The organism is Pseudomonadota bacterium (genome assembly GCA_018823285.1).
Classification (GTDB): Bacteria; Desulfobacterota; Desulfobulbia; order Desulfobulbales; family JAGXFP01; genus JAHJIQ01.
Genome location: JAHJIQ010000079.1, coordinates 1 through 23,956, shown reverse-complemented (window position 1 = coordinate 23,956; position 23,956 = coordinate 1). Strand labels below are relative to the sequence as shown.

Here is a 23,956-nt window from a genome sequence, read left to right as displayed (position 1 = left end):
TGATCGCGGCGTGACAGGTCCGGCCGCCCCGGTTGGTGATGATGGCGGCGGCGATCTTCATGATCGGCTCCCAGTCGGGATCGGTCATATCGGTGACCAGCACCTCGCCCTTCTTGAAGGTGGAGATGTCCTTGACATCTTCGATGCAATGGGCCGCCCCCTTGCCGATCTTGGTGCCGACAGCCAAACCCTCGGCAATGACCGGACCTTTTCCTTTCAGTTTGTAGGTTTCCATGACCCCTTTGGAGGCCTGGGAGTGCACGGTCTCGGGACGGGCCTGGACGATGAAGAGCTTGCCAGTGCCGACCTTGACCCCGTCACCATCCTTGGCCCACTCGATATCCATCCCCTTCTTATAGTGGTCCTCAATGATGCAGGCCCAGTTGGCGAGCTGGAGGATCTCGTCATCGCTGATGACATAAGCGGCCCGCTCCGCCGGGGTGGTGGCGATATTCTTGACCGGTTCTTCGGTACTTGGATCGTTGTCGTAGATCATCTTGATCTCTTTCGACCCGACCCGTTTCCCGACGATCGGCCGCTTGCCCTGTTTCAGGGTCGGTTTGAAAACGTAGTATTCATCGGGGTTGACCGCGCCCTGGACCACGTTCTCGCCGAGCCCCCAGGCGCCGGTGATAAAGATCGCGTCCTTGAAACCGGACTCGGTATCGATGGAGAAGAGAACACCGGAAGAGGCGGAATCACTCCTGACCATTTTCTGGATGGTGATCGAGAGATAGACGTCGAACTGACCGAAGCCCTGGTGTTTACGATAGGAAATGGCGCGGTTGGTAAAAAGCGAGGCAAAGCATTTCCGGCAGTTCTCGATGATATTGTCGTAGCCGTGAACGTTCAGATAGGTTTCCTGCTGGCCGGCAAAGGAGGCGTCGGGCAGGTCTTCCGCGGTGGCCGAAGAGCGCACCGCCACATCGACACCTTTGCCGTATTCGGCCTCCATTTTCTGGTACGCCTCGATAATGGCCTTGCGCAGGTCGTCAGGAAATTCGGCATGACGGATGATGTTGCGGCATTTCTCGCCACGCTCCGCCAGGTTGTGCATATCCTCGGTGTCGAGATCGGAAAGGACCTGCCTGATTTCCTCCTCGATACCGGCCTCTTTCAGCAGATAGCGGTAGGCATAGGCGGTGATGGCAAAACCATGGGGAACGGCAACCCCCTTCGAGGTAAGATGCTGATACATTTCACCAAGCGAGGCATTCTTGCCGCCGACCAGCGGCACATCCTCAATACCGATATCGTCAAACCAAAGGATAAAAGCATCATCATGTTTTCCCATCGTGTCTTTCTCCTGCTCAATTTTTTGGATCAGTTGTATTGATAAAAAGTGGATTTTATGAACGTGAATTCATTTTGGACAACAGCCACTTTGTATAGCTAAAATGGGCGGCAAGATCAACCTAAAGTTGTCTCTATCACTATATGAAAAAGAAAATCACTCCGTCAAGGAATTGCGGAAAAATTAACAGCCCGGCAGGCTTCAGGTAGTGCGCGACCTGCTCGCGAAATATTTTATTCAATAATAACATGATGATAAGAATAAAAATCAATCTGGTCTGATTGGCAGATGGGAAAAGCTCCAGTCGAGCTGCTTGTCTGCCTGGACGGAACTTATTCGCGAAGGGAGAAAAAAAGCACCATCGTGAGATAAATAATTTTATTTTGCCCTGCCGGATATACTATTCTTTAATTCGCAATCCGGGAACCCCGAATTCCTGATCTCTTCCGGGTTGACCGGTTTACAAATTTATCAAACTTCACGGGAAATTCACATGTCCGAATCTGCTGCAATAACGGCGCTGTTCACTGAACATATTCAATCCGCACCCCACCCCGACAACAACTATTTCGCGCTGCTCCGCGCTCTTGTCGCGGGCCGCTCCTCCTTCATACCCTCTTCCGCGGAATATGCGTCCTGGCAACAGGCGATCGAAAAGGTGTACGGGCTCATTCAGGATGAAATAATCCATAATCTCGATCGGCCCGTAACTCCGGTAAAGTTCGGCACCTCGGGCTGGCGGGGAATACTCGGCAAGGACCTTTTCATCAGATCCGTCTGCCAGGTGACTCTCGCGATTACCGATCTCTACTCTGATCCGGAACCGGAAATGGCTGAGGCCCTGGGTGTCGCTTCCCTTGGCGAAGCAAGAGCGCGAGGATGCGTGGTCGGCCACGACAACCGCTTCGGAGGAGGGATCATGGCCCAAAGCGTTGTCGACATCCTCACCGGTAAAGGTTTCAAGGTTTACTTTGCCGGTGAATCAACCACCGGCGTCCTTTCGGCCGCATTGCTCGAACTTCGCGCCGCATTTTCCATCAACCTCACCCCGAGCCACAACCCGCTGGAGTATGGCGGCTTCAAATTCAACGGTGCGGATGGCGGTCCGGCGGCCAAAATTATTACCGACCGGATCACCGCCAACGCCGTAAAACGGATAGAATCGGGCATTCACGAGACCCCGCCCCCTGATCCAACCCTCTGCGAAGAGATTGATTCACTTGCGATCTGGATTGACTTTGTCCGCAAAAACACGCCCCGTCACCACCTGGATTATGATCAGATCATCGACACTTTCCTTGCTTCTCCCGAGATGGTGATCGCGGTCGATTCAGTACACGGCGCAAGCAGAAAGCATATCGGAAGATTGTTCAAAAACCACGAATGCGACCGGCTGATCCTGCTCCGCCAGGAAAATGATCCTACCTTCGGCGGCATTGCCCCGGAACCCTCGTCGGCCAACATGGCAAAGGTTAACGAGATCCTCGCCGCCCGCCCGGAAAAACTGAAACTCGGGATGATCATCGACCCGGATGCCGACCGGATCAGATTCTCGGACGGCATCAAAGAGATCGAGATGAACAAGTTCGGCGCTGCCGCCTACCATTATCTCCATGTCCACAAATCCCTGGCGGGGCCGGTGGCAAAAAGTGTTGCCACCAGCAATTTCGCCAATGCGGTGGCAACAGGGTTGCATGATGAAGTTTTCGAATCCCGGGTCGGATTCAAGGAATTCAAGCCGGTTGTCGGCAAGGCGCTGGTCTGTTTCGAGGAGTCGGACGGCATCTCGGTGATCGGTCACACCCCTGAGAAGGATGCCTACATCGGCCTGCTCCTGGCAATTGATATGACTCTGGGTTTAAAAAAGAACATCAGTGCATACATCTCGGAGATCGAGGCTGAATTCGGCGCCTATTACCCGGATCGGGATGCCTTCACCGTAACTTCCAGCGGCGAGGAACTGACCGGCAAACTCGCTCTCCTGAAAAAGTTCACCCCGGGGACAACCCTCACGATCGGCAGCACCGCCAAAAAAATCGCCTCGGTGATTGATATCGACGGTACCAAACTCATATTTTCCGACCACAGCTGGCTGATGATCCGACCCTCCGGCACCGAACCCAAGGTGCGTATCTATGTTGAAGCGCGCTCCTCCGCAGGACGCCGGGAGCTGATCACGGCCGCCGGCGGTTTGCTGAAAGAGGCAGGGGTCGTCTGATCATTTTCCTGATCTGAACGGGCCTGGTTCATCCCATATTTCACCTTCCGGACTTGCCGCGAGCCTTTTACTATGATAAGAAGCTGTTGTTTTCACCCTGCGGGGATGAGTTCCGTACGGGCAGAGACGTACGGCTCAACTGGAGCATCATTCATAATAACAGTTCAGATTTTTCGAGGTAATTGAAATGCGAGACCTGGTTGAAGACGCGTTGAACCGGATACGCCCTACCCTGCAGAAGGATGGCGGGGATGTGGTGCTGGTTGATGTAACATCCAAGGGGGTGGTGAAGGTTCAGCTGACCGGAGCCTGCCGCGACTGCCAGATGTCTGACGTAACCCTGAAGATGGGGATCGAGAAATTCCTGAAGACCGAAGTGCCGGAAGTAACCGAAGTTGTTGCCGTCTGAACCGGACTATTTGTGATATCCCGTGCCCTTCCTGATATTCAGCGCCCTGTAGAGTTGTTCAAGGACGATCAAGCGAGTCATGTCATGGGTAAACGTCATTCTGGACAGTGACATGACCTGATCCGCCCGCGCAAGAACCTTCCCCGATAAACCGAGCGGCCCGCCAATCAGAATCGAGATGTGCGAGCGGCCGGTATCTTCCCAGAACGCGATCTTTTCCGCGAACTCTTCCGACGAGTACTGCCTGCCCCCCGGATCAAGGGCGACGACGGTTGTCCCGGGTTCAAGATGTGAGAGCAGGATATCCGCCTCCTCGTCCTTAATCTGCGCCTCCGGTTTTTTGCCTGGCTCCTTCACTTTCAGGGTCCGGGTCTGGACCTCGGCATAATGTTTCAGCCTGGCAAGGAAATCGTCGATACCATCTGTCAGGTATTGAGCCTTGGTGCGGCCGAGAAAGATCAGATCAAATTTCAAGAAAATCCGCCTTTATCAGCATTTGGCTTTTTTGCCGTCGGCGATGATCTCGGAAAGAATTTCGCAGAATTCCCGATACGCCATGTTCCGGGTAATTCCCCGGCAGGATTCCCTGATCGCGGAATAATTGGCTTCATCGGCCAGAATGCTCGGATGCAGCGGCCATTCGGTACAGCGCCAGGGTTTGCCGGTGTGGATGGTGCATCCGTCACGGTAGAATATACAATGACCGTCAACGATTTTCATCTGGATGACCCCATTGGTATTGCGAAGATATTTCCTGCTTACCTCTTCAAAAGGCAGTCGCAGGTAGGCAACCATCCGCGCAACATCCTCCTCGTCCAGGGAAACCGTTGTTTCACCATGGCAGCAATGCCCGCATTGCCTGCAATTGAATATTTTGTCAGTCAGAGTATCGCCCATATCACTGATCCCGATCATTTTGCTGAGTGCATCACCCATGTTATCTGAAAGAAGGTCACAACCAGGTGGACTTATATACAGGAACCGCCGCACTTTCACAAATATTTTCTGGGATCAGGCGAACAGGAAATCACTCCGGGCAAAACAGATGAAGATTGCAGCGTTTTCCGTTCAGGCCGAACCGGTCACATCCCCGAAGGTGGTGATGTCGATTCCGGCGTTGCTGGCGGCCTTGTCCCATTTGCGGTCATCCGGGGTGTTGAATACGATCTCCTCGTCACCGGGCAGAACGAGCCAGCCGTTGTCCGCCAGTTCGCCTTCGAGCTGTCCGGGGGCCCATCCGGAATAGCCGAGAGCAAACATGAACTTATGCGGCTGCACCCCCCTGGAGAGATCCCAAAGGATCTTGATATCCCTTGAAAGCCGGAGGGTTTCGGTCACTTCAAGGAAGTTTTCGGTTTCATATTCCGCTGAATAGAGAAAAAAGCCGGCGTCCATCTCAACCGGACCGCCAAGATAAATCGGCGGCATGTTGATCTCCGGAACAGGAATATTCGCCCCTTCCATGATCTCCGAGAGAGTGTGCGGCAGAGGATGGTTGATGACCAGACCGAGCGCCCCGTCCTCCAGGGAATGGGAACAGAGATAGACCACCTGTCTCTGAAACCTGGGATCAGGCATCTGCGAGGTTGCGATCAGAAAATTTCCCTGGAGAGAATCCAAAACCCACCTGGCGCTTTGTTTGATTTTATAATCAGTCGCCAGGATTGGACAACTTGTCCAGCCTGTAAAAACCATTCCTGACAAGTGATTAAAAAAACGAGATTTTAATTGTTAATTTCTAAAATTATACTATTTAATTCCCCGTTCGGGAAATTATTATGGAAGCAACTCAAATATGATATGTTAAAATATCTTTGATCCCTGCGGGGGATGCGGCTCATTGATTATTGAAGCAGAAAAAAAGTAAAGCTTAAGCTGAGCAGCTTGTCTGCTCGTACGAAACTTATACCCGCATGGGTGTAAAACTGTTTATTCAAGGAAAATCGAATGACCACAGAGACAGAGATCATACTCGACAGAATCATTGCATCGGATTGTCACGACCCGTTTCTTGCTCTCGGTTTTCACGTGATAAGCGAAGATCCCCCCAAGTCAATTATCCGGGCCTTCCAGCCCCACGCCGAATCCCTGAAAGTCATTATCGATGGCCAGAAGACCGATATGTACAAAATGAGGGAAGAAGGCCTCTTTGAAGCAATATTCTCCCGGGTCGAACCCTTCGACTATACCTACGAGGCAACCTACTACAACAACAACAAATTCGAATTCAAGGATCCATACCGCGCAACCCCGCAGCTGTCCGATGACGACAAGTATCTGTTCAACCATGGGACCCATTATGAGCTCTACCGAAAACTCGGCGCCCATCCGGTTACCATCGACGGCATCGCGGGGACGATTTTCCGGGTCTGGGCTCCCAATGCCAGACGGGTCAGCGTAATCGGTGACTTCAATGCCTGGGACGGACGGGTCCACCAGATGCGGATTCTCGACCGATCGGGCATCTGGGAACTCTTCATCCCGGGAATTGCCCAGGGAGAGGCTTACAAGTTCGAGATCCGTTCGCAGGAAATGGCGATCATCGAAAAATCGGACCCGTTTCAGTTCTATTCCGAGCTGCGGCCCAAAACGGCATCCGTCGTCTGGAATATTGACGACTTCGAGTGGCATGACCAGGAGTGGCTTGCCACCGCGAGAAAGACCTCCCCCTACGACAAACCGATGTCGATCTATGAAGTCCATCTCGGCTCCTGGCAGAGAGATCCCGGAGATCCGGCACGGTTTCTCACCTATAAAGAACTGGCCGGGACCCTCGTTCCCTATGTCAAGAAAATGGGGTTTACCCACATCGAACTCATGCCGATCATGGAGCACCCCCTTGATGAATCCTGGGGGTATCAGTGTACCGGTTATTTCTGCACGACCAGCAGGCACGGACTGCCCCAGGAATTTAAATATTTCGTCGACGCCTGCCACCAGAACGGCATCGGCATCATCCTCGACTGGGTGCCGTCTCATTTCCCGACCGATGGCCACAGTCTGAGCCGATTTGACGGCACCGCCCTTTACGAACACCAGGACCCCCGCCAGGGGTTCCACCCTGAATGGGGGACCATGGTATTCAATTACGGACGCAAGGAGGTCAGCAATTTCCTGATCGCCAACGCCCTTTTCTGGCTCAAGGAGTATCATATCGACGGCCTGCGGGTCGATGCCGTGGCTTCAATGCTCTATCTCGATTACGGCCGCAAACATGAGGAGTGGCTGCCGAACCGTTATGGCGGCAAGGAAAACCTTGAAGCCATCGAGTTTCTCCGCCATCTGAACAGCATTGTTTACCAGCATAAACCCAATGCCCTGATGATTGCTGAGGAATCAACCAGCTTTTTCGGGGTTTCAAAACCCACCGATGTTGGCGGCCTCGGCTTCGGTTTCAAATGGAACATGGGCTGGATGAATGATATGCTCCATTATTTCAATCGTGATCCTCTCTATCGAAAGTATCATCACAACTCTCTGACCTTCTCGCTTTTATATGCTTTCACCGAGAATTTTATTCTCTCCCTTTCCCATGATGAAGTTGTGCATGGCAAGCGATCCCTGCTCAGCAAGATGCCCGGCGACAAATGGCAGCAGTTTGCCAACCTGAGATTGCTCTTCTTCTTCCTCTGGACTCATCCGGGAAAAAAAATGATCTTTATGGGAAGCGAGTTCGGCCAGATCTCGGAATGGTACTGCAAGGTGAGTCTCGACTGGCACCTCATCGGCCAGGACATTTTACACAAACAGCTCCAGGATTTCGTCAAACAACTCAACGGAATCTATAAAGAGAGCAAACCCCTCTGGGAGGTCGACTTTTCAAATGAGGGTTTTCGCTGGATGGATTTCAAGGATGTTGACAACAGTGTGATATCCTATGCCAGATTCGGCAAGGATCCCAAAGATCACCTGGTCTGCCTCTTGAACTTCACCCCGAACGTGATCCACGACTACAAGGTGGGTGTTCCCGAAAAATTAAACTACCGGGAACTTTTCACCACTGATCTTCCGGAGTTCGGCGGGAGCGGTGTAGACAATAAAGAGCTCAAGGTGGCCTTTGACGAACCGTTTGGCAGCGCCCCGTATCATATCATGGTCTCTCTGCCACCCCTGGGCGGAATCATCTTCAAACCAGAATAAAGGCCAGTTAACGTACATACTCTGCGGGTACTTGCTATGGGAAATGTTGAGGAAATACAACCTAAGGGAGACAGGGTAAAAAAGGCGATGCGCTGGGTATGCGAAACGTTGCGTGATGAACCAGGAAAAGACCGGAGTAAGCTTGTTAAAGAAGCCGCTATCCGATTTGATTTAACCCCGTCCGAATGTCAGTATCTGGAAAAAGGGACAGACTGAAACCCCTAATCAACCTCTTCATCTTTACCGGCAAGCAAGTGGCTTTTAAATGTATTTATACCTCTTAGCCTGATGCGTGAACCGGTTTGGGATGCTTTAAACACGTTGCAGTAATTTCCTGGAATGAGATCAAAAAAAGGCCTTCATCTTTTCACGGATGAAGGCCTTTTTAATCAGAAATCAATAAACCCGTTCAAGGGGAGAAAGCCCCTCACAGGATTCATCTTATGGTTGTGGAAATTGCTTCACTTCCTTCAACTCCTGTGACGGAGATAGTTGCCGGCAGTTCATTCAATTCCATGTGTGATATTGTCAGCTCCCATCTTGATCTGGATGAACGCCAACTCATAGCGCCAAAACCCTCTACTATTAAATTGGCATTGCTCCCTAAATCACTGGTGGCCCGAATACTCAGTTCCTCATCCTCTTCATCGTACCGTGCTCTGGTGATTTCAATTGTCAGGTCATAACCATTACAATTCTGATCAATCCCGTCAAACTTAACCTCCGGGGCTCCAGGATAAATGGAAAGATCGCCATCATCACAATCACCATCCGCAATAACTGTATAGCCATCTTCATCTGAATCTGGATCAACACTGACTACCTCGATATCAAACGGCGGAAGCTCCGTAAACAATTCTCCGTCATTAACAGATATTACAATATCAATGTAAGTGCCGATATCTGATCCTGTAGGTGTACCACTGAGATTCCCGGTAACAGAATCAAAGGTCGCCCATGGCGGTTGGTTGGTAATGTTGAATTCAAGAGAATCATCCTCTTCATCCGATGCGGTCGGAGTAAATGTATAAAGAGCATTCTCGTCAACACTGATTGGAGGTGTACCACCAATAACCGGTGCGTCGTTGACACCATAAATATACACCCAACAAGTTCCCTCAACCGAAAGGCCGCCGGAATCAGTGGCCAGGAATGTAAAAATAGCATGTCCGGCATAAACGTCTGGAGCGGTAAAGGTAATAACATTATCAATAACTTCTGCAAAACCTGTGCTCGGCTGGGTGAGTATCTCTAATGTATGAGTATCTCCAACATCCACATCATACACGGTAACACCTCCAGAAGCCGTTGTGCCTACCTGACCCTCGTAAGTTATAATCCCGGCAGAAGCTTCGGTAGGAGCATCGTTAACATTTGCAACGGTAAGATCAAAAGGTTGCAGAGAACTGCTATATTCATTGTCACTTACCGAGATCACGATACCCACAGTGGTGCCAACATCATCGTTGGTTGGAGTGCCGCTGAGCGTCCCGGTATCTGTATCAATAGTTGCCCAGGCAGGCTGATTGACTATACTAAAAATTAAAGTGTCACCGTCAATATCCGAGACCGTAGGAGTAAATGTATAAAGGGTATCCTCATCGACAGTAACCGGAGGCTCACCGCCAATGATCGGGGCACTATTTGGAGGAGCAACACCCTCAAATTTAATAATCTCATCCTTAATTTTATCTGTAACGTATATATTACCCCGACCGTCTATCTCCACCTTGGATATATAGTCATAAGAATCATAAGAATAGGTATTGTTTTCTAGGAAGGTGTCTAAGAGTACGCCTCCATCCAAAGAGGAAAATTTTCGTAAATGTGTACCGGACAGAAACACATTGCCTGAACTGTCAAGTTCTATGCCGCTGGTGATATCTCTGGAAACGGTGTTATAAACATATTCATCAACAATATTTCCTGCAGGGTCATACTCAATAAGAAATGTATTATAATTAGTGTTTCCTGAAACCAGTATGTTTCCGGCGTTATTAATGGCAACACCGGAAGCAACATCAGCAGCACCGCTCATATCGTAATGGCGCTCCCAGATAATATTACCGTCGTTATCAAGTTTAACCAAAATAATATCTTCCGTATTTGGGATAGGTTCCAATGCTACGGTCCCGCCAACAACGTAAATATTACCGGTATCATCTACCGTTATATCCATCCCCAAATCAAGTCGTGTATTAAAGTCAATATTAACGGTCCAGATCTCGTTCAGATCCGAATCATACTTGAAGACATACATCTCTCCCATGGCATCAGAAACCGCATAAACATTGGATTCCGAGTCAAAAGAAATCCCTCCTCGTCTGAAATAATAAATAGCACTCCCAACCGGAATAGGTTTACTGGCACTGGAAACTTCAATTCCGTCAGCAGGGTCATATTTGTAAAGTTTAAGAGTACGCAGATCACTGGCCAAGTGATAGAGAAAGCCATTAGGAGCAAAATCTATTTCCAGGGATTGTCCAGTTCTACCAGAAAAAACAATATCAGTTCGCCATATTTCATTGCCGAGCTGATCGTATTTTAAGGTGCTGGTATAGCTATGCCCATCAGAATTACTTCTCCAAGATCCACTCACAAAAACATCTCCGACGGAATCAACGACGGGATTACTGACTTCAGGTTGATATTCGTTCGGAAAATAGGGAATACGCCATATCTCAGTTAACTCTTCCAGGATATTAAGGGAATATTGTCTTGTCGAAATTGAACCGTTTGCATCCACGAGTTCGATATCAACGACAAAGGTACCCGTTTCCAGAGTTATACCTGAGATTGCTCCCGTAATCGGATCAAGGGTTAACCCGGACGGCAGAGTGTTGAGATCCGACCAGGTATATGGAGGAACACCGCCAACAGCAGCCATTTGAAAAGAATAGGCTACCCCGGATTTAGCATTATCAAGTGAAATGGTGGTAATGGTCACATCTTCGACTATAAAAGTGATTTGCGAAGTTGCTACTTCCTGCCCATCTGTCACTTCCAGCATCACATTGTATGTACCTGCAAGACTGGGATTCCCATAAAACGATACCCCATATGAATCAGAACTCATCCCAATCCCGGGAGGCAGTGTGCCGGCAATTATGCTAAATAAGTATGTGCCACCACCTAAACCACCACTTCCCAAAACCCTTTTAGAAAAAAAAGCATTTACCGTAGCTATAAGTGGCGATACATTATCGATGCTGAGGTGATCATTTATTACAATTAGATGTAATTTTTCTGCTGTAGCACCCAAGGCGTCAGTGACTTCAAAAGTTACAACGTATGTATAAGCATAGTTCTCAGATGGGGTCCCGGAAATAATTCCGGTCGCCGGATCAAGACCTAGCCCCACCGGCAATACGCCATTTTTAAATGCCCACGAATACGGCTCAACCCCGGAAACAGCAGACAGTGATGCAGTGTATGGGATATCGATCACTCCAATCGGAAGTTCTGCATCTACAATAATAAGTGGAGGAGTATAAACCTCAGATCCTGCCAGAGAAGAGGCGGTTATGGTCTCCAGACCTGTGGTAGGCGTCCAGGTTGCCGAGAAGATGCCATCTCCGGCAAACTGATCAGGTGCAATTCCGTCATCCAAGAGGTTAATGTTCTCCCCATTGGAGGTACTAACGGTTACCGGACCGACCGGAGAACCACAGTTGATGCTCAGTACTGACAGAGTAATCGGCGTTGATGCCTCGGTATAGTTGAAATCTTTATTTAACAGCGAAAGCACTGGGCTGTCTGTGCAGGAGAGGGAGCCGTAGGCGTTTAACCTTTTACCGGTTATGGTTATCCCGTCCATGGCAGGAACCGAGTCTCCACCGGCAAGGATAAGATTTTTAATATCTACCCAGTTCCTGGTTGGCTCATCTGCCTTTAACAAAGCGGCAAGACCTGCAACATGGGGGGCAGCCATGGAGGTACCATCCAAAGTGTTGTAACCGCTTGGATCTCCATACGTCCCAGCCACTGGAACGGTACTGGTAATTCCAACACCCGGAGCTCCGATGTGCACTTTCCGGCGACCATATTGAGAAAAAGACGCCTTGGCATCGTTATGATCTGTTGCCGCCACTGAAATTACATTTGGCACTTCATAATTAGTTGGGTAATAGGGATATAAATCATTGTTTTCGGTACTGTTACCCGCAGCCACGACAAAGAGCATATCACGGTCCATATGGGCCTGGATAGCGTCAAACATTGTCTGTAAATACCCACCAGCACGACCATAGGAATTACTCGTTCCCATGATATCTACGCCATCATCTTTCAATGATGCGAAATAATCCATACACGTGACGGCATCTGAAACGGAGCCGTATCCGCTACTACCTAGGAATTTACAACCGATAATCTTAACATTCCAGTTCACCCCGGCCACACCGACACCGTTATTGCCGGTTGCTCCAATAGTACCAGAGCAATGGGTGCCGTGACCGTTGTCATCCATGGGATCGCCACTTCCGTTCATGGCGTTTATACCATGAAAATCGTCTATATACCCGTTGCCATCATCATCAATACCATTCTGTTCCTCAGGCTCAATAATTCCGTTATAATTAAGATCCTCTCCAGGATTGATCCAAATGTTATCAACTAGGTCAGGATGGGTGTAGTCAACACCCGTGTCGATAACACCAATGACCACCCCGGAATCACCGGTGGAAATGTCCCATGCTGCCGGGGCATTTATGTCTGCACCAGCCGTACCACCTGTCTGCCCGGTATTTAAAAGCCCCCAAGTCTGACTGAATTGAGGATCGTCAGGCAATGCTTGGGCATATACAATATAATTAGGCTCTGCATATTCGACTTCAGGATCGTCTTTGTATTTTGCAATTGCTTCTTCTAAATTATCATCCTGTGCCAGCTCCACATGTTCAATGTCAAGATTCTTATACTTTTTTAATCGTCGAGCCTTACGTTTTGCGTGTTTTGAAGATTTTTTCGCTTTACTGACACCTTTTTTAAACTTTACAATCAGCTCACCAGCAACAAACTCACGGCCCTTGCTGTCTTTTCTGATTTCCTTTTTCCTTATATCCTTCTTAGTAACCTCTACCTGTTTTTCATCGTCACCCCTGTAAACAGCTTCTGCTGTCGGTGCTAAACACATGCCCAAGAAGAAAAACATCACCAATACCGCACATGACCCCCAAAATCGGTTTCTCACTGATCTGCCTCCAATTTTACATTTTGACTTACAATACTGATTCCTTAATTCTTATCTTTTGAATAATTTGACGAACCATCTTCATTTATTGACACAATACCTACCGGTTCAGCATATTTAACCTCAGGGAGATCTCCATATTCGCTGACTGCCTGCAAAGTGTTCACACCATCCTTTAATTTCAGATGTTGAACATCAATGGATTTGAAAACTTTGATTACAACAGAGCCAAATCGTTCATGAATCGCGGCTTTTGTTTCTTCCGTAACTCCCGGGTTAAACTTCACCAGAATTTCACCTTGTACGATTTTCTGACCTGAATCATGCACAGCAGTGGATAATCCCGTACTTCCGGCGAACAAGGAGCCCGTTAGAATAAAAAATTGTATTAGAAAGAACAGAGGGATATATAATTTGGTCAAATCAGAAAACCTCTTTTGTGCCATATCGAAAAACAATTCAATACCGATGAAAATCTTATCAATGGAGGGAAGATTATGGTAAAGTTTGTGTAGATTCTCAGTCAGATATAATATTGTTAGAGAAACAAACAAATACCTATCTCATAGAAGGCGCAATTAAACATACCTTATGCGAAGATATCTTCAAAACGCAATCAATACGTGACCTAAAAAAAAGAAACATCTTCCCCCAGAAAACATTTCTACCTTTTTAATGGTACATAATGGATTTGAAAAGGAGCCAAAAAGCAAGTTGTTTTTTAATACGCAAAAATCTCTGTTGTCCCAATAACAAGATAGGCGTTTGAGATCATTGAATAAAACCCAAAATCTCCAAATTAATTTATTTCTAACTACCTACAAACTACTTACGATGGATAGGGAAAACACCCTGCAAGGTTTTTAGGGAACATGCCACTTTCTTGGAATTTTTAGAAAACTGTAAACAGGAATGATAAGAAGAGTCTTAAAAAGTGGGAGTTTTTGAAAGATATATAAACTGCTGAGAAAAGCTGGAGGAAAGAACAACGGAGATTGTAGAAATTAGTGTGAGAAATAAAAAAGGAACTGACTGAACCTCTAATTCACCTTCTTGTCTTCTTTGGCAGGCAGTGGAATTTTCACCAGCTCAATCCCCTCTTTTTTCAGGAGTTTTTCTTCTTCGGCAGTGCTGACCCCCCTGATATTTCTCGGCTCCTTCAGACCGTACTTGATTTCCAGGCTTTCCCTGGCAAGCCGGGCTCCCACATCTTCATACTCTTTCATCACAAAATCCTGGAGGTTTCTGAGGACCCTGGCGGCGACCTTTTCCGGATCCGTGGTTTCATTTTCAGGATTGGATCCGGGGGCAGGCTCTGCTGAACATTTTACGGAAACCGGAGAGAGGATCTTTTTGACCTGTCTTCCGGAACAGACCGGGCAGGACAAGAAACCGCCCTCCTGCTGTTTCAGAAAATCCTCGCCGGACTGGAACCAGCCTTCAAACTGGCTGCCGCAGGTGCATGAGAGATCATAGACTATCACAGTTCGACTTCCTTGGAATTACATTCTAAAAAGAGATATGCAGCTTACCGCCTGGTATCAATATAACACTCACCTGAAAGCCATTCAATGTATCGCTCTCGCAGCACGTCCCAGGAAAACCGCTCCGTCAGATTCCTGGCGGACGCATTCGACAATGCGCCAAGGGCAAGCGATGCTTTGAGTTTTCCAAAGAGCCCCCCTTCTTCATACAGGAATTCCCGGGGGAAGAGTTCCGGATAGGAGAGCCGGTTCGGCAGGACCGGTCGACAGCCGGCCCTGACCGCCTCGATGATCGAAATACCGTAAAATTCATGCCCCGCGGTTGAAACCACCACATCACCTTTTTTCAGCCAGCCGATGTACTCTTCCCTGCTCCCGGCATACCCGAACTGAAGGATCCGGAGCGCGAACCGCTTTCGCGCCTCGGTAAATACATCCGGGCACTCACGAAAAGATTCGCCGAGAACAATCAGGTGGAAGTCAACTCCCTCCTGGTCCAGCCGGTCGATGGCGGCAAAGAATTCTTCGGGATTTTTATCATGCTCCCAGCGGTGATTCCAGACGACCACCGGCTTTTTCCCCTCCGGCATTTCCCGGTCGAGGGAATCTGCAAGGGTAAAGTCGATCCCGGGATTGATGAACGATGTTTTCCGGTCGAGAAGTGACGGCAGGTCGCCGAGATCCATATCGGATGATATTTTCAGAAGCCCGGTGCAGCCCTCCAGAAAAGTCCGGTAATTGTAACGGGAATTGAAGGCCAGCCGGTCGGAGGCGAGAGCGGTGGTCAAATTGGTCAGCGCGAAATGAGCGTCCCTTGCATCCTCCACCCGCACCGGATAAACAAACTGGTTTTCATGAAAATAGGTCAGAACCGGCAGCTCACGAGCCCAGGCGGGAGCAAGCCCTTTGAAGGTCGCCACATCGACAAAGGTTGAGCACAAGAGACAGCTGTACCCGGAAGTTGCCCCGGGAAGCATCCCGGCGAGTTCGGCAGCCAGCCACGGCGCGGAAAGCCGCATCCGCCATTTCCACTTGCGGGCCGGGAGGGTGATCAGATCGAACCCGCCGGGCCAGACGGCGGCAAGCCCATCCAGAAAATTCTTATGGGAGCCGCCGTAATAGGGCTCCAGAGCGAGTATCCTGCCGGCCATCAGAAAGCCCCTGCCCGCTGCCGTGCGCTGACCAGGAACAGAATGGCGAGCCGATCAGCGGCCACGCCGGACAAAAGGGAAGACTCAGGCATCGAAGATCACCCGTTGAATTTTTTCTTCAGGTGGTTGTAGGCGACATTCAGTTCCTTCATTTTCTCTTCGGCGACCTTTCTGAATTCTTCGCCGAGATGGCCGACCTTGTCCGGATGGTACCTCATGCTGAGCTGGCGATAGGCCTTCTTGATCTCCTCATATGATGCGCCCGGGGACAGACCGAGGATATCATAATAACTCTCCTCGGTGGATGCCGCAGAACGGGACCTGGCGGTGTACTTGCCGTGGATCGCCCGCCGGTCGTACTCATTGATATTGAGATAGACCGCTATTCTTTCCGCATACTGCAATTCGGAATCGATGGACTGCGGCTTTGAATAGATCACCTGATAGATCAGTTCGAGAAGAATCAACCTTGGTTCGTAAGTAAAATGGGCCTTGAATTCGGCCAAAAGCTCATCAAGCCCCCTCGGTGACGAGGTTGCCTCTTTGATCAACTCCTTCAGCCAAAGAGTCTGACTCTGGTTGTAATTCAGATTCTGCCGGAAGAACCGGTGGATGGTGTCGAGTTCCTCGCGGCTCACCTCCCCGTCGATCCGCGCGATATTGACCAGGATATTGACCAGCAGGAAGACAAAACGATTGTGCGCTTCGGTCTGGGACTCTTCATAGGAAGCGATCCGGCTGCGGATAAAGAAATTGAAGCCCCAGAAAACGGCGAGCAGCAGAACGATGACCGACAGACCGGCAAAGAAGATGATCCCGAGAAAATCGAAGAAATTGCCGCCCGTCAACAGGACGATCATCAGGAGGATCAGGAGACAACCGCCGCAACCGGGTTGCTGATGTTTTCGGTAATACATCCCTCTCACTCCTCTCCCTGCTCGGGGCCGAAAAGGGCTTCGGCAAATTCGTCTGCATCAAAATCGCGCAGATCGTCAAGCTGCTCCCCGATCCCGATGAAGCGGATCGGGATGTCAAACTCCCGGCAGATGTTCACCACGATGCCGCCTTTAGCGGTACCATCGAGTTTGGTGAGGACAAGTCCGGTCACATCAACCGCATCGTTGAACATCCGGGCCTGGGAGATGGCGTTCTGGCCGGTGGTGGCGTCAATGACCAGCAGCACCTCATGGGGGGCGCCGGGAATCTTTTTGCCCATCACCCGCTTGATTTTTTTCAGTTCCTCCACCAGGTTCACCTTGGTATGCATCCTCCCTGCGGTATCGACAATGATCACATCTTTGTCTTTACACCGCTCCGGTTCGAGGGCATCGTAGATCACCGATGAAGGATCGGCTCCGGCTTCTTTCGCCACCACCTCGACCCCGATCCGCTCCCCCCAGATCTGCAGTTGTTCGGCAGCGGCGGCCCTGAAGGTATCGGCGGCGACCAGCAGGACCTTCTGCCCCGCTTTCACGAACTTATTGGCCATCTTGCCGATGGAAGTGGTCTTGCCCACCCCGTTGACCCCCAGCACCATGATCACCAGCGGTCCAGCCTCCGGGATCTCAAGTTTCCGGCCGCCTCCCGGGGTTGCAAGATGCGCGGCAATCCGGTCTTGCAGGATTTTCCTGATGGCCGACGGTTCGGCCAGTTCATCGCGCCCAGCCATCTGCCGGGCTTCCTCCAGAAGCTCTGCGGTAATCCCGACCCCGAGATCGGCGGTGATCAGGATTTCCTCAAGATCTTCAAGGAGCTCCCGGTCGATCTTTTTCCGGATTGAAAAAAGATCGTTCAGGCGGCCCATGAATGATTTTCTGGTCCGATCAAGCCCCTTCGCAAGGCGATGTGAATCGCTCACTTTACCGTACTCGGTCCCGGGAGTTTGCCCTTCAGCGCCTTCTTCCGGACCTGTTTTTTTATTACGTCTGAACCAACCGAACATCAGCTTCTTACTCCTCAGTGTTGGAGATAAACCCCGGCGACAACCAGCAGGGCAAAGATTACGAATGACGAATCAACCGCGAATTCAAGCTTCGGACTGTAGGAAAACTTGTCCTTCTCATGGAGCCTGGAAAGAATGAACATGTAGACCAGGACGGGCAGCAGCAGGAGCCAGAGGGGATCAAACCAGCCGGTGGCGACCCCGGCGGTCACCATCAGGGAGAGGGCGATCATGATCCCGTAGAGAAGCATCAGACTTCTGGGCCGGCCGATGAACACGGGAAGTGTTTCCTTGCCGATGATCCGGTCGCCCTGCAGTTCGAAAATATCATAGAGGGCGCTGCGGATGTAGACCAGGAGCAGAATGGTCAGAAACGCCCCGATCAGGCTGTGGTCGAGCCTTTCGCCGCCACCGAGTGCCGGGACGACCACGATGATAAACGCCCAGGCAAAAGAAACAAAAAAGGTTTTTGATCCGGGAATCTCTCTGATTTCCCGCATTCTGAACAAGCCGGGAAGCTTTCTCGGGAAAATACTTAAACTGTACAGGGCGCCCAGCACACTCATCACGACCAGAACCGGAAAGGAGAAGGCATTATTGTTGTAGGCAATCGATAATGAAAAGGCCAGGGCGATCCAGGAGAGAAGCAGTAACGGCCTGCGGAATTTCACCTTGAATTTTTCCCTGACCGGGTCGGAAAAAGCGCCGGAACCGGTGCCGCCGAAACGGTTCAGGTTATGCATGGCAAAGAGATAACTGAAAATCATCAGAAAAAAATCGCCTGAGGTGGCGCCGTTCATCAGCCGGTCGGCAGCGCAGCCGAGAAGACCTCCGCCGAGGGCCACATAGATGTTCGACGACATCAGGGCGCAGATTGCCTTGTAAACAAGAGAAGCAAAGGGCGACTCATCAGGGCCGGGAGTCGATTCGAGGACCTGGATCACCCGGTTGATCATCCACGACGGAGTCGACGCCCCGGCAGTGACCCCGACGCAGGAAAACTGCGCCAGGGAAGCAAGATCGAGCTCCTCCTCGGTTTCGACCAGGAACACCGGCAGACCGTGATTGCTGACAATCTCGCCAAGCCGTCTGGTATTGGCGCTTTCCTTGCCGCCGACCACCACCATCGCCTCCACCTCGCTGCACAGATCGATCACCGAGGCCTGACGTTTGTGGGTGGAATCACAGATCGTATTAAACACCTGGCCGCCCGGACAATTGGCCATGATCGTGTTGCTGATTCTCTCAAAGGTGGCATTGTCCTTGGTGGTCTGGCTGACGATGATATAGGGTGCGTCGACCTGCAGGGCTTTCGCCTCCTCATCGTTACTGACCACCTGTCCGCGGCCACCGGCAAAACCGAGCAGCCCTTCCACCTCGGCATGGTTGCGGTCGCCGACGATCACCGTGGAGGCGCCCTGCTGCTGGTGCCTGCTGATAATTGCCTGAACTTTAAGGACCCGCGGGCAGGTTGCATCTTCAACCCTGGCGCCGGATTGCAGAAGCCGGCTCTTGCTTTCCGGCGGCACCCCGTGGGCCCGGATGATGACCGTTCCTTCCCGCTGGTCGGGAATTTCCCGTAAGATCTCAACGCCCCGCTCTTCGAGCATCTTCAGAACCTGCGGGTTGTGAATCAGCGGGCCGAGGGTGGCAATTTTTTTATCTCTGCGGACTTCGTCGAGGGTCGTTTCGACCGCTCTGCGAACGCCCATACAGAAACCTGCATTTTTGGCGAGTATGACTTTCATATTTTACTGGTCTGAATGTTTTCGGGGATCGGCAACACTAACCATTTTCGGCGGGCAAATCAACAGCCGGCGGCAATTTCAGAAAAAGACAATCCGATACTGTAAAAACGCTACATCTTAACCGGATGCCGACAGATATGGACAACGATTATCGACCGGGCCATGTCCGGATCAAGGGCAAGGCGGGTGTCCCTGGCGGCAATGATGAAAGGGCCTGCCGGGTTGCTGTTGATCATCTCAAGCTCGGTTCCGGGTGTAAGCCCCATGGAAGCGAGCCGTCCCTGCATCTCCCCTTCCCCTTCAATATCGACGATCCTGACCTTTTCGCCGGCGGCCACCATCTGCAATGACAGGTTCACGTCTCTCTTGGCAAAGCAATCGGTGCAGATCCCGTAAATTTCCATCTTGTGCTGCAGAGGATGAAAGCCGAAATCAGAGGCGATCTCCCGCTGCAGTCTTTCCAGGGTATTGTTATGGAACTCCTGGATCTTGCCGCAGGCGGTACAGATGAAATGGTCGTGGTGGGTCCCGAGATGGTGATGTTCATAGGTCGTGTCCTGATCATCGAAGGTCTGCTTCCGGGCAAAACCGCACTGACAGAACATATTCATGGTATTGCGCAGAAACGACATGTTGTACAGATCGTTGTCGATCTTCTTCATCAGCTCGGCAAGACTTGCCAGCGTCACATGCTGCTCGGTGGAGAGAAAGATATCAAGCACCCGGAGCCGGTCTTCGATCCGGGTGGCATTGATCGCCGAGAGTACCGCCTTGAACTGTTCCCGTTCCGCATCGTGCTGTACAACATCGACGGGCTCGTTCTGTTTTTTTGTTTTGTTCCGGTTGCCGAAGGGGAATCTGATCATGGTTTTTACCTAATTTTTTTTCCGTCATGCCGGGCCTGACCCGACATCCAGTTTACGGAGCTCATTAAGAGATCGCACATACGCCCGGTGGTTTAAACCGGGCCGGAAGGTGAAGTCAATTAATCATAAAGAAACCAGTCCCGCCTCATCCGGTCAAATTCCTGCAAATCGTTTTGCCAGCGCCTTTCCAGTTCCGCCACGGGAACGCCATTCTCAAGCTCTGCAAGTATTTCCCGGTTACCGATGATCAGGTCCATCGGCAGTTTTTCATACTCGTACTCGTAGGGCGGCTCCTTGTAGGCAAAATCATCGGGGTAGAGTCCCATCAGGGCCTGAAGAAGAGCAAGAGAAGTCCGGTACGGACGGAACTGCTGGGGATCAACGACCTGGACGTGAAAGCCGTTGCAGAGTTCCCGGGCAAACTTGTTGGAGGTCGGTTCAAAAGCCACCGGCCGCAGGAGGCATCCCGGCAGATCTGTGTCCGCAAGCTTTGCCGACACCTCGCCATGATTGATAAACGGCGCCCCGAAAAGCTCGAACGGCAGGCAGGTGCCGCGGCCCTCCGAGATATTGGTGCCCTCCCAGATCACCTGCCCGGGGTAGACCAGGGCCGTTTCAGGGGTGGGCATATTGGGGGAGGGAAAGAGCCACGGCAGACCGGTATCCCGAAAGAGCATCTTGCGGCGCCAGCCCTCGGCCCTGATCACTTCGATCTCGGCCTCAAAGCCGAAATGGTCATTGAACAGCCGGGCCAGTTCGCCGATGGTCAGGCCATGGCGCATCGGCATGGGATAGAGACCGACAAAGGAAAAGAGGTCACTTTGCAGGATATTGCCCTCAACCAGTTCGCCGCCGATGGGGTTCGGGCGGTCGAGAACGACCACCTTCTTGCCGTATTCAGCGGCGGCTTCCAGGCAATAGGCCATGGTGTAGATGAAGGTATAGACCCGCGTTCCCACATCCTGAAGATCGACCAGCAGCACATCAATATTCCTGAACATCTCGGCGGTCGGTCGGCGGGTCTCGCCATAGAGACTGAAAACCGGCAAACCGGTAGCCCGGTCAACCAGATGGTCCGACTCGACCATATTGTCCTGCCGGTCGGAAAAAAATCCATGCTGGGGCGAGAAAAGGCAGGACAGCCGGCCGGGAAAACGATCGTTTACAATGTCCCGACTGTGCCTGAAACGGCTGTCGGTGGACGCCTGGTTGCAGAGTAGGCCAAGGCGCTTGCCTTCCAGCCAGGGGTGGCCGTCACGGGCCAAAATTTCAATACCGAGGGTGATCATCACTATTAAACCGCCTAGGGTTTTCCCTGCCGCAGATTCAGGGTTTGAATGGTTTAAAATCCAGTTCTTTAATTTCTTTGAAATGTTTTACATTACTTGATGCAAGAACCATATTGTTTTCGACTGCTGTCGCAGCGATTATCGCGTCTCCCGATCTGATATTCGACGACAGGGTATACTCTTCAACATAAATCGAAGCACGATGACCGATGTTCTCGGTCAGTGGAAGAACCCTGAACCCGAAAGACGAAAGGAAATCTTTCACCTGCCGGTGCTGGTTTTTGTTTCTGGCGCATTGCAGCAGTTCCATATAGGTCTGGATTGAGAGATACTTCTCATCCGCCTTCTGCATCAGCCGGGCCGCTTTTTCATTGCCCCTCTGCACCCAGATGAAGATATCCGTATCAAAGATCATCGTAGCGTGCTCCTCTCAGCCCGTCGAGAACATCCTGCACGGATTTGTCGGTATCCTCTGAAAACATACCGAAAAAAGAATGGTCGGTAATCTTTAAAGCCTGCCCTTCTTCAGAGGGAACCAGAACCCCCTTGACCTTGCCACGGTAAAAGACCGTCACTTTCTCATTCCGGTCAAGCGCCTTCAGGACATCCTTCATTTTGTATCGTAAATCAACAACCGTTGCTTTCATGGCGACACCTCCAAACAAATGTATAGTCAGATTATACATTTACCGACTGACTGTTTCAAGGCCATTATAGTTTTTCCAGAATCCTGAATCCGTGAGCGTCCGAGAGCGGCACAGATGCAAGGCGACGACGATGTTGATCATACAGATGGTATATCAAAGAGTTGGCAACGCAGCAGGTACGCGACCGAAGGAAGACTCCGGATGTGCCGATCTCGGACGCCCCGCAGGGCGGCGGGTGAATTTCTGCCCCCGCCACCGAGCAAGATCTTTGCATGTAATTACAGCCGCTTGAAGCGGTATGGTGCACTAAGCCGTCACGGGTTCAGGAGAATATTAATTCAGGTCAAAGTTGCAATCAATGCGCGCTTCCACCCTTGTCATTTCACAAGAATATCTTATAAGTTACAGAAACGAATACACTCAAAATCATCTTTGTGAGAAAGAAATGAAAATAGCGATAAGCGGTAAAGGCGGGGTCGGGAAAACCACCATCATTGCGATGCTCGCCGAGCAGATGCGGCAGGACGGCATGGAGGTGCTGGTGATCGATGCCGACCCGAGCCCGCAGATGGCCCAGACCATCGGGGTGAAAAACCCGGAAAAGATCATCCCCATCGCCGATATGAAACAGACGCTCATCGAGCGCTCCGGCAAAACCGAGGGCTCACCGTTCTACAATATCAACCCCCAGGTCGATGATCTTTTAAGCCGTTACATGGTCGAGGAAAACGGCCTGAAGCTGATGGTTTTAGGCGCGATCGAAACCGGCGACAAGGGCTGCGCCTGCGCCGAGAACACGGTGCTCCGGAGAATGCTGACCAAGATGCTCCTTGGCCCCCACCAGGCGATCCTGCTCGATATGGAGGCGGGAGTGGAACATCTTGGGCGGGGAACGATCGCCGGAGTCGACCACCTGCTGACCGTGGTGATCCCCCAGAAATCAAGCATCAGAACTGCACTGAAAGTAAAAAAACTGGCCGATGATGTCGGCATTAAGAAGGTTCACTTCATCGGCAATCACGTGATCGACAAGGATGACGAGGATTTCCTCACCGAAGGCCTCGGCACAAAACCGATCGCCTTTTTCAGGGAGTACCCGGAAGTGAGCAAGACCGAACGAAAAGGGTTGCCGGTGATCAGCCAGCTGGATTTGATGCGGGAACCGGTAAAGGATGTGCTGGAAGCGCTGAAATAACCGCTCTTGTCTTTACGAAAAATAAAAAAGCCATGCATCCAGCAAAAAAGATGCATGGCTTTTTTTGTCATCCAGTGGGAAACATAACGTCTATATATCATCTCCAGTAGCAGGAGGGACTCCGCCGCCAGGTGGCGGAACACTGCCAATGATAATGACGTTATCAACTGTGACCGTACCGCTTGAGCCATCAATTGTCAGTGATTGAATCTTCGTCGGCGCCCCGTTGTTGTCGGTATAGTCACAGTCAAAACCACCCCGGATGGTAACGTCGATCGGTTTATCGAGGACCAACGGACCGGTTACACAGGAACTTTGGGCCTGAACCGTATCTCCGGACAACGACATCTGCATGTCGTACACCCACTGCAACCCCTGCCAG

General features: G+C 50.8%; 21 protein-coding genes. 5 read left to right on the top strand and 16 right to left on the bottom strand.

The genetic code is table 11. From position 1 onward, the window contains the following. Positions 1–1,294: phosphoenolpyruvate synthase (gene ppsA, locus KKG35_17205; GenBank protein MBU1739871.1), on the bottom strand; the 1,294-nt coding region annotated here is incomplete at its 3' end. A gap of 493 nt (positions 1,295–1,787) precedes the next feature. Here ppsA and KKG35_17200 point away from each other — a divergent pair. Continuing rightward, positions 1,788–3,512: a phosphoglucomutase gene (locus KKG35_17200; GenBank protein MBU1739870.1), complete on the top strand. Its 1,725-nt coding sequence runs from the start codon at positions 1,788–1,790 to the stop codon at positions 3,510–3,512. A 187-nt stretch (positions 3,513–3,699) separates the two neighbouring features. After that, the gene (locus KKG35_17195; GenBank protein ID MBU1739869.1) at positions 3,700–3,921 is read left to right on the top strand and encodes a NifU family protein; all 222 of its coding nucleotides are present in this window, start codon (positions 3,700–3,702) and stop codon (positions 3,919–3,921) included. Between the two features lie 6 nt (positions 3,922–3,927). Here the strand turns inward: KKG35_17195 and KKG35_17190 are convergent, their stop codons facing one another. From KKG35_17190 to KKG35_17180, 3 genes are all read right to left on the bottom strand, one after another. Beyond that, positions 3,928–4,395: a 23S rRNA (pseudouridine(1915)-N(3))-methyltransferase RlmH gene (locus tag KKG35_17190; GenBank protein ID MBU1739868.1), complete on the bottom strand. Its 468-nt coding sequence runs from the start codon at positions 4,393–4,395 to the stop codon at positions 3,928–3,930. 15 nt (positions 4,396–4,410) lie between these two features. After that, the gene (locus tag KKG35_17185) at positions 4,411–4,818 is read right to left on the bottom strand and encodes a YkgJ family cysteine cluster protein (GenBank protein ID MBU1739867.1); all 408 of its coding nucleotides are present in this window, start codon (positions 4,816–4,818) and stop codon (positions 4,411–4,413) included. 171 nt (positions 4,819–4,989) lie between these two features. Beyond that, positions 4,990–5,541, bottom strand: a complete 552-nt coding sequence (locus KKG35_17180; protein ID MBU1739866.1) for a YqgE/AlgH family protein — start codon at positions 5,539–5,541, stop codon at positions 4,990–4,992. A gap of 327 nt (positions 5,542–5,868) precedes the next feature. Between KKG35_17180 and glgB the strand changes: the two genes are divergently transcribed. Continuing rightward, positions 5,869–8,061, top strand: a complete 2,193-nt coding sequence (glgB, locus tag KKG35_17175) for a 1,4-alpha-glucan branching protein GlgB (protein ID MBU1739865.1) — start codon at positions 5,869–5,871, stop codon at positions 8,059–8,061. 36 nt (positions 8,062–8,097) lie between these two features. Next, positions 8,098–8,277, top strand: coding sequence for a hypothetical protein (locus tag KKG35_17170; GenBank protein MBU1739864.1), 180 nt, complete (start codon positions 8,098–8,100; stop codon positions 8,275–8,277). 220 nt (positions 8,278–8,497) lie between these two features. Here KKG35_17170 and KKG35_17165 read toward each other — a convergent pair whose 3' ends face one another. The 11 genes from KKG35_17165 to KKG35_17115 all read right to left on the bottom strand — a co-directional run bounded on the left by KKG35_17165 (position 8,498) and on the right by KKG35_17115 (position 22,418). Next, entirely contained in the window at positions 8,498–13,213 is a 4,716-nt protein-coding gene (locus KKG35_17165) for a S8 family serine peptidase (protein ID MBU1739863.1), read from the bottom strand. Between the two features lie 83 nt (positions 13,214–13,296). Then, positions 13,297–13,806 (bottom strand): hypothetical protein, encoded by a 510-nt coding sequence (locus tag KKG35_17160; GenBank protein ID MBU1739862.1) that lies wholly within the window; start codon positions 13,804–13,806, stop codon positions 13,297–13,299. Between the two features lie 486 nt (positions 13,807–14,292). Beyond that, the gene (locus KKG35_17155) at positions 14,293–14,736 is read right to left on the bottom strand and encodes a DUF1178 family protein (GenBank protein ID MBU1739861.1); all 444 of its coding nucleotides are present in this window, start codon (positions 14,734–14,736) and stop codon (positions 14,293–14,295) included. A gap of 44 nt (positions 14,737–14,780) precedes the next feature. Then, positions 14,781–15,887 (bottom strand): DUF3524 domain-containing protein, encoded by a 1,107-nt coding sequence (locus KKG35_17150; protein ID MBU1739860.1) that lies wholly within the window; start codon positions 15,885–15,887, stop codon positions 14,781–14,783. Positions 15,888–15,985: 98 nt separating this feature from the next. Then, entirely contained in the window at positions 15,986–16,804 is an 819-nt protein-coding gene (locus tag KKG35_17145; protein MBU1739859.1) for a DnaJ domain-containing protein, read from the bottom strand. Between the two features lie 5 nt (positions 16,805–16,809). Further along, positions 16,810–17,829, bottom strand: coding sequence for a signal recognition particle-docking protein FtsY (gene ftsY / locus KKG35_17140; GenBank protein MBU1739858.1), 1,020 nt, complete (start codon positions 17,827–17,829; stop codon positions 16,810–16,812). A 14-nt stretch (positions 17,830–17,843) separates the two neighbouring features. Then, complete coding sequence (gene ispH / locus KKG35_17135; protein MBU1739857.1) at positions 17,844–19,577, bottom strand: 4-hydroxy-3-methylbut-2-enyl diphosphate reductase; 1,734 nt, start codon at positions 19,575–19,577, stop codon at positions 17,844–17,846. A 110-nt stretch (positions 19,578–19,687) separates the two neighbouring features. Further along, a complete protein-coding gene (locus KKG35_17130) occupies positions 19,688–20,443 on the bottom strand; it encodes a transcriptional repressor (GenBank protein MBU1739856.1) in 756 nt (251 codons plus the stop codon). Positions 20,444–20,562: 119 nt separating this feature from the next. Beyond that, a complete protein-coding gene (locus KKG35_17125; GenBank protein MBU1739855.1) occupies positions 20,563–21,732 on the bottom strand; it encodes a DUF1343 domain-containing protein in 1,170 nt (389 codons plus the stop codon). A 37-nt stretch (positions 21,733–21,769) separates the two neighbouring features. After that, a complete protein-coding gene (locus tag KKG35_17120; GenBank protein MBU1739854.1) occupies positions 21,770–22,147 on the bottom strand; it encodes a type II toxin-antitoxin system VapC family toxin in 378 nt (125 codons plus the stop codon). Next, entirely contained in the window at positions 22,137–22,418 is a 282-nt protein-coding gene (locus KKG35_17115) for a type II toxin-antitoxin system Phd/YefM family antitoxin (GenBank protein MBU1739853.1), read from the bottom strand. The genes KKG35_17120 and KKG35_17115 overlap by 11 nt, the downstream gene beginning before the upstream one ends. A 406-nt stretch (positions 22,419–22,824) precedes the next feature. Between KKG35_17115 and KKG35_17110 the strand changes: the two genes are divergently transcribed. Continuing rightward, on the top strand, positions 22,825–23,574 hold the full coding sequence (locus tag KKG35_17110; GenBank protein MBU1739852.1) for an AAA family ATPase: 750 nt from the start codon (positions 22,825–22,827) through the stop codon (positions 23,572–23,574). Between the two features lie 90 nt (positions 23,575–23,664). On the opposite strand, the gene KKG35_17105 is transcribed toward KKG35_17110, so the two are convergent. After that, on the bottom strand, positions 23,665–23,956 hold a 292-nt coding region (locus tag KKG35_17105; protein ID MBU1739851.1), incomplete at its 5' end, for a hypothetical protein.

Excerpts from the sequence above, each read along its gene's own strand:
- glgB (MBU1739865.1), top strand. The coding sequence starts at position 5,869 with ATGACCACAGAGACAGAGATCATACTCGACAGAATCATTGCATCGGAT.
- KKG35_17115 (MBU1739853.1), bottom strand. The coding sequence starts at position 22,418 with ATGTATAATCTGACTATACATTTGTTTGGAGGTGTCGCCATGAAAGCA.
- KKG35_17185 (MBU1739867.1), bottom strand. The coding sequence starts at position 4,818 with ATGGGCGATACTCTGACTGACAAAATATTCAATTGCAGGCAATGCGGG.
- ftsY (MBU1739858.1), bottom strand. The coding sequence starts at position 17,829 with ATGTTCGGTTGGTTCAGACGTAATAAAAAAACAGGTCCGGAAGAAGGC.
- KKG35_17110 (MBU1739852.1), top strand. The coding sequence starts at position 22,825 with ATGAAAATAGCGATAAGCGGTAAAGGCGGGGTCGGGAAAACCACCATC.
- KKG35_17120 (MBU1739854.1), bottom strand. The coding sequence starts at position 22,147 with ATGATCTTTGATACGGATATCTTCATCTGGGTGCAGAGGGGCAATGAA.
- KKG35_17170 (MBU1739864.1), top strand. The coding sequence starts at position 8,098 with ATGGGAAATGTTGAGGAAATACAACCTAAGGGAGACAGGGTAAAAAAG.
- ispH (MBU1739857.1), bottom strand. The coding sequence starts at position 19,577 with ATGAAAGTCATACTCGCCAAAAATGCAGGTTTCTGTATGGGCGTTCGC.
- KKG35_17130 (MBU1739856.1), bottom strand. The coding sequence starts at position 20,443 with ATGATCAGATTCCCCTTCGGCAACCGGAACAAAACAAAAAAACAGAAC.
- KKG35_17125 (MBU1739855.1), bottom strand. The coding sequence starts at position 21,732 with ATGATCACCCTCGGTATTGAAATTTTGGCCCGTGACGGCCACCCCTGG.
- KKG35_17195 (MBU1739869.1), top strand. The coding sequence starts at position 3,700 with ATGCGAGACCTGGTTGAAGACGCGTTGAACCGGATACGCCCTACCCTG.
- KKG35_17145 (MBU1739859.1), bottom strand. The coding sequence starts at position 16,804 with ATGTATTACCGAAAACATCAGCAACCCGGTTGCGGCGGTTGTCTCCTG.
- KKG35_17200 (MBU1739870.1), top strand. The coding sequence starts at position 1,788 with ATGTCCGAATCTGCTGCAATAACGGCGCTGTTCACTGAACATATTCAA.
- KKG35_17165 (MBU1739863.1), bottom strand. The coding sequence starts at position 13,213 with ATGTTTTTCTTCTTGGGCATGTGTTTAGCACCGACAGCAGAAGCTGTT.
- KKG35_17150 (MBU1739860.1), bottom strand. The coding sequence starts at position 15,887 with ATGGCCGGCAGGATACTCGCTCTGGAGCCCTATTACGGCGGCTCCCAT.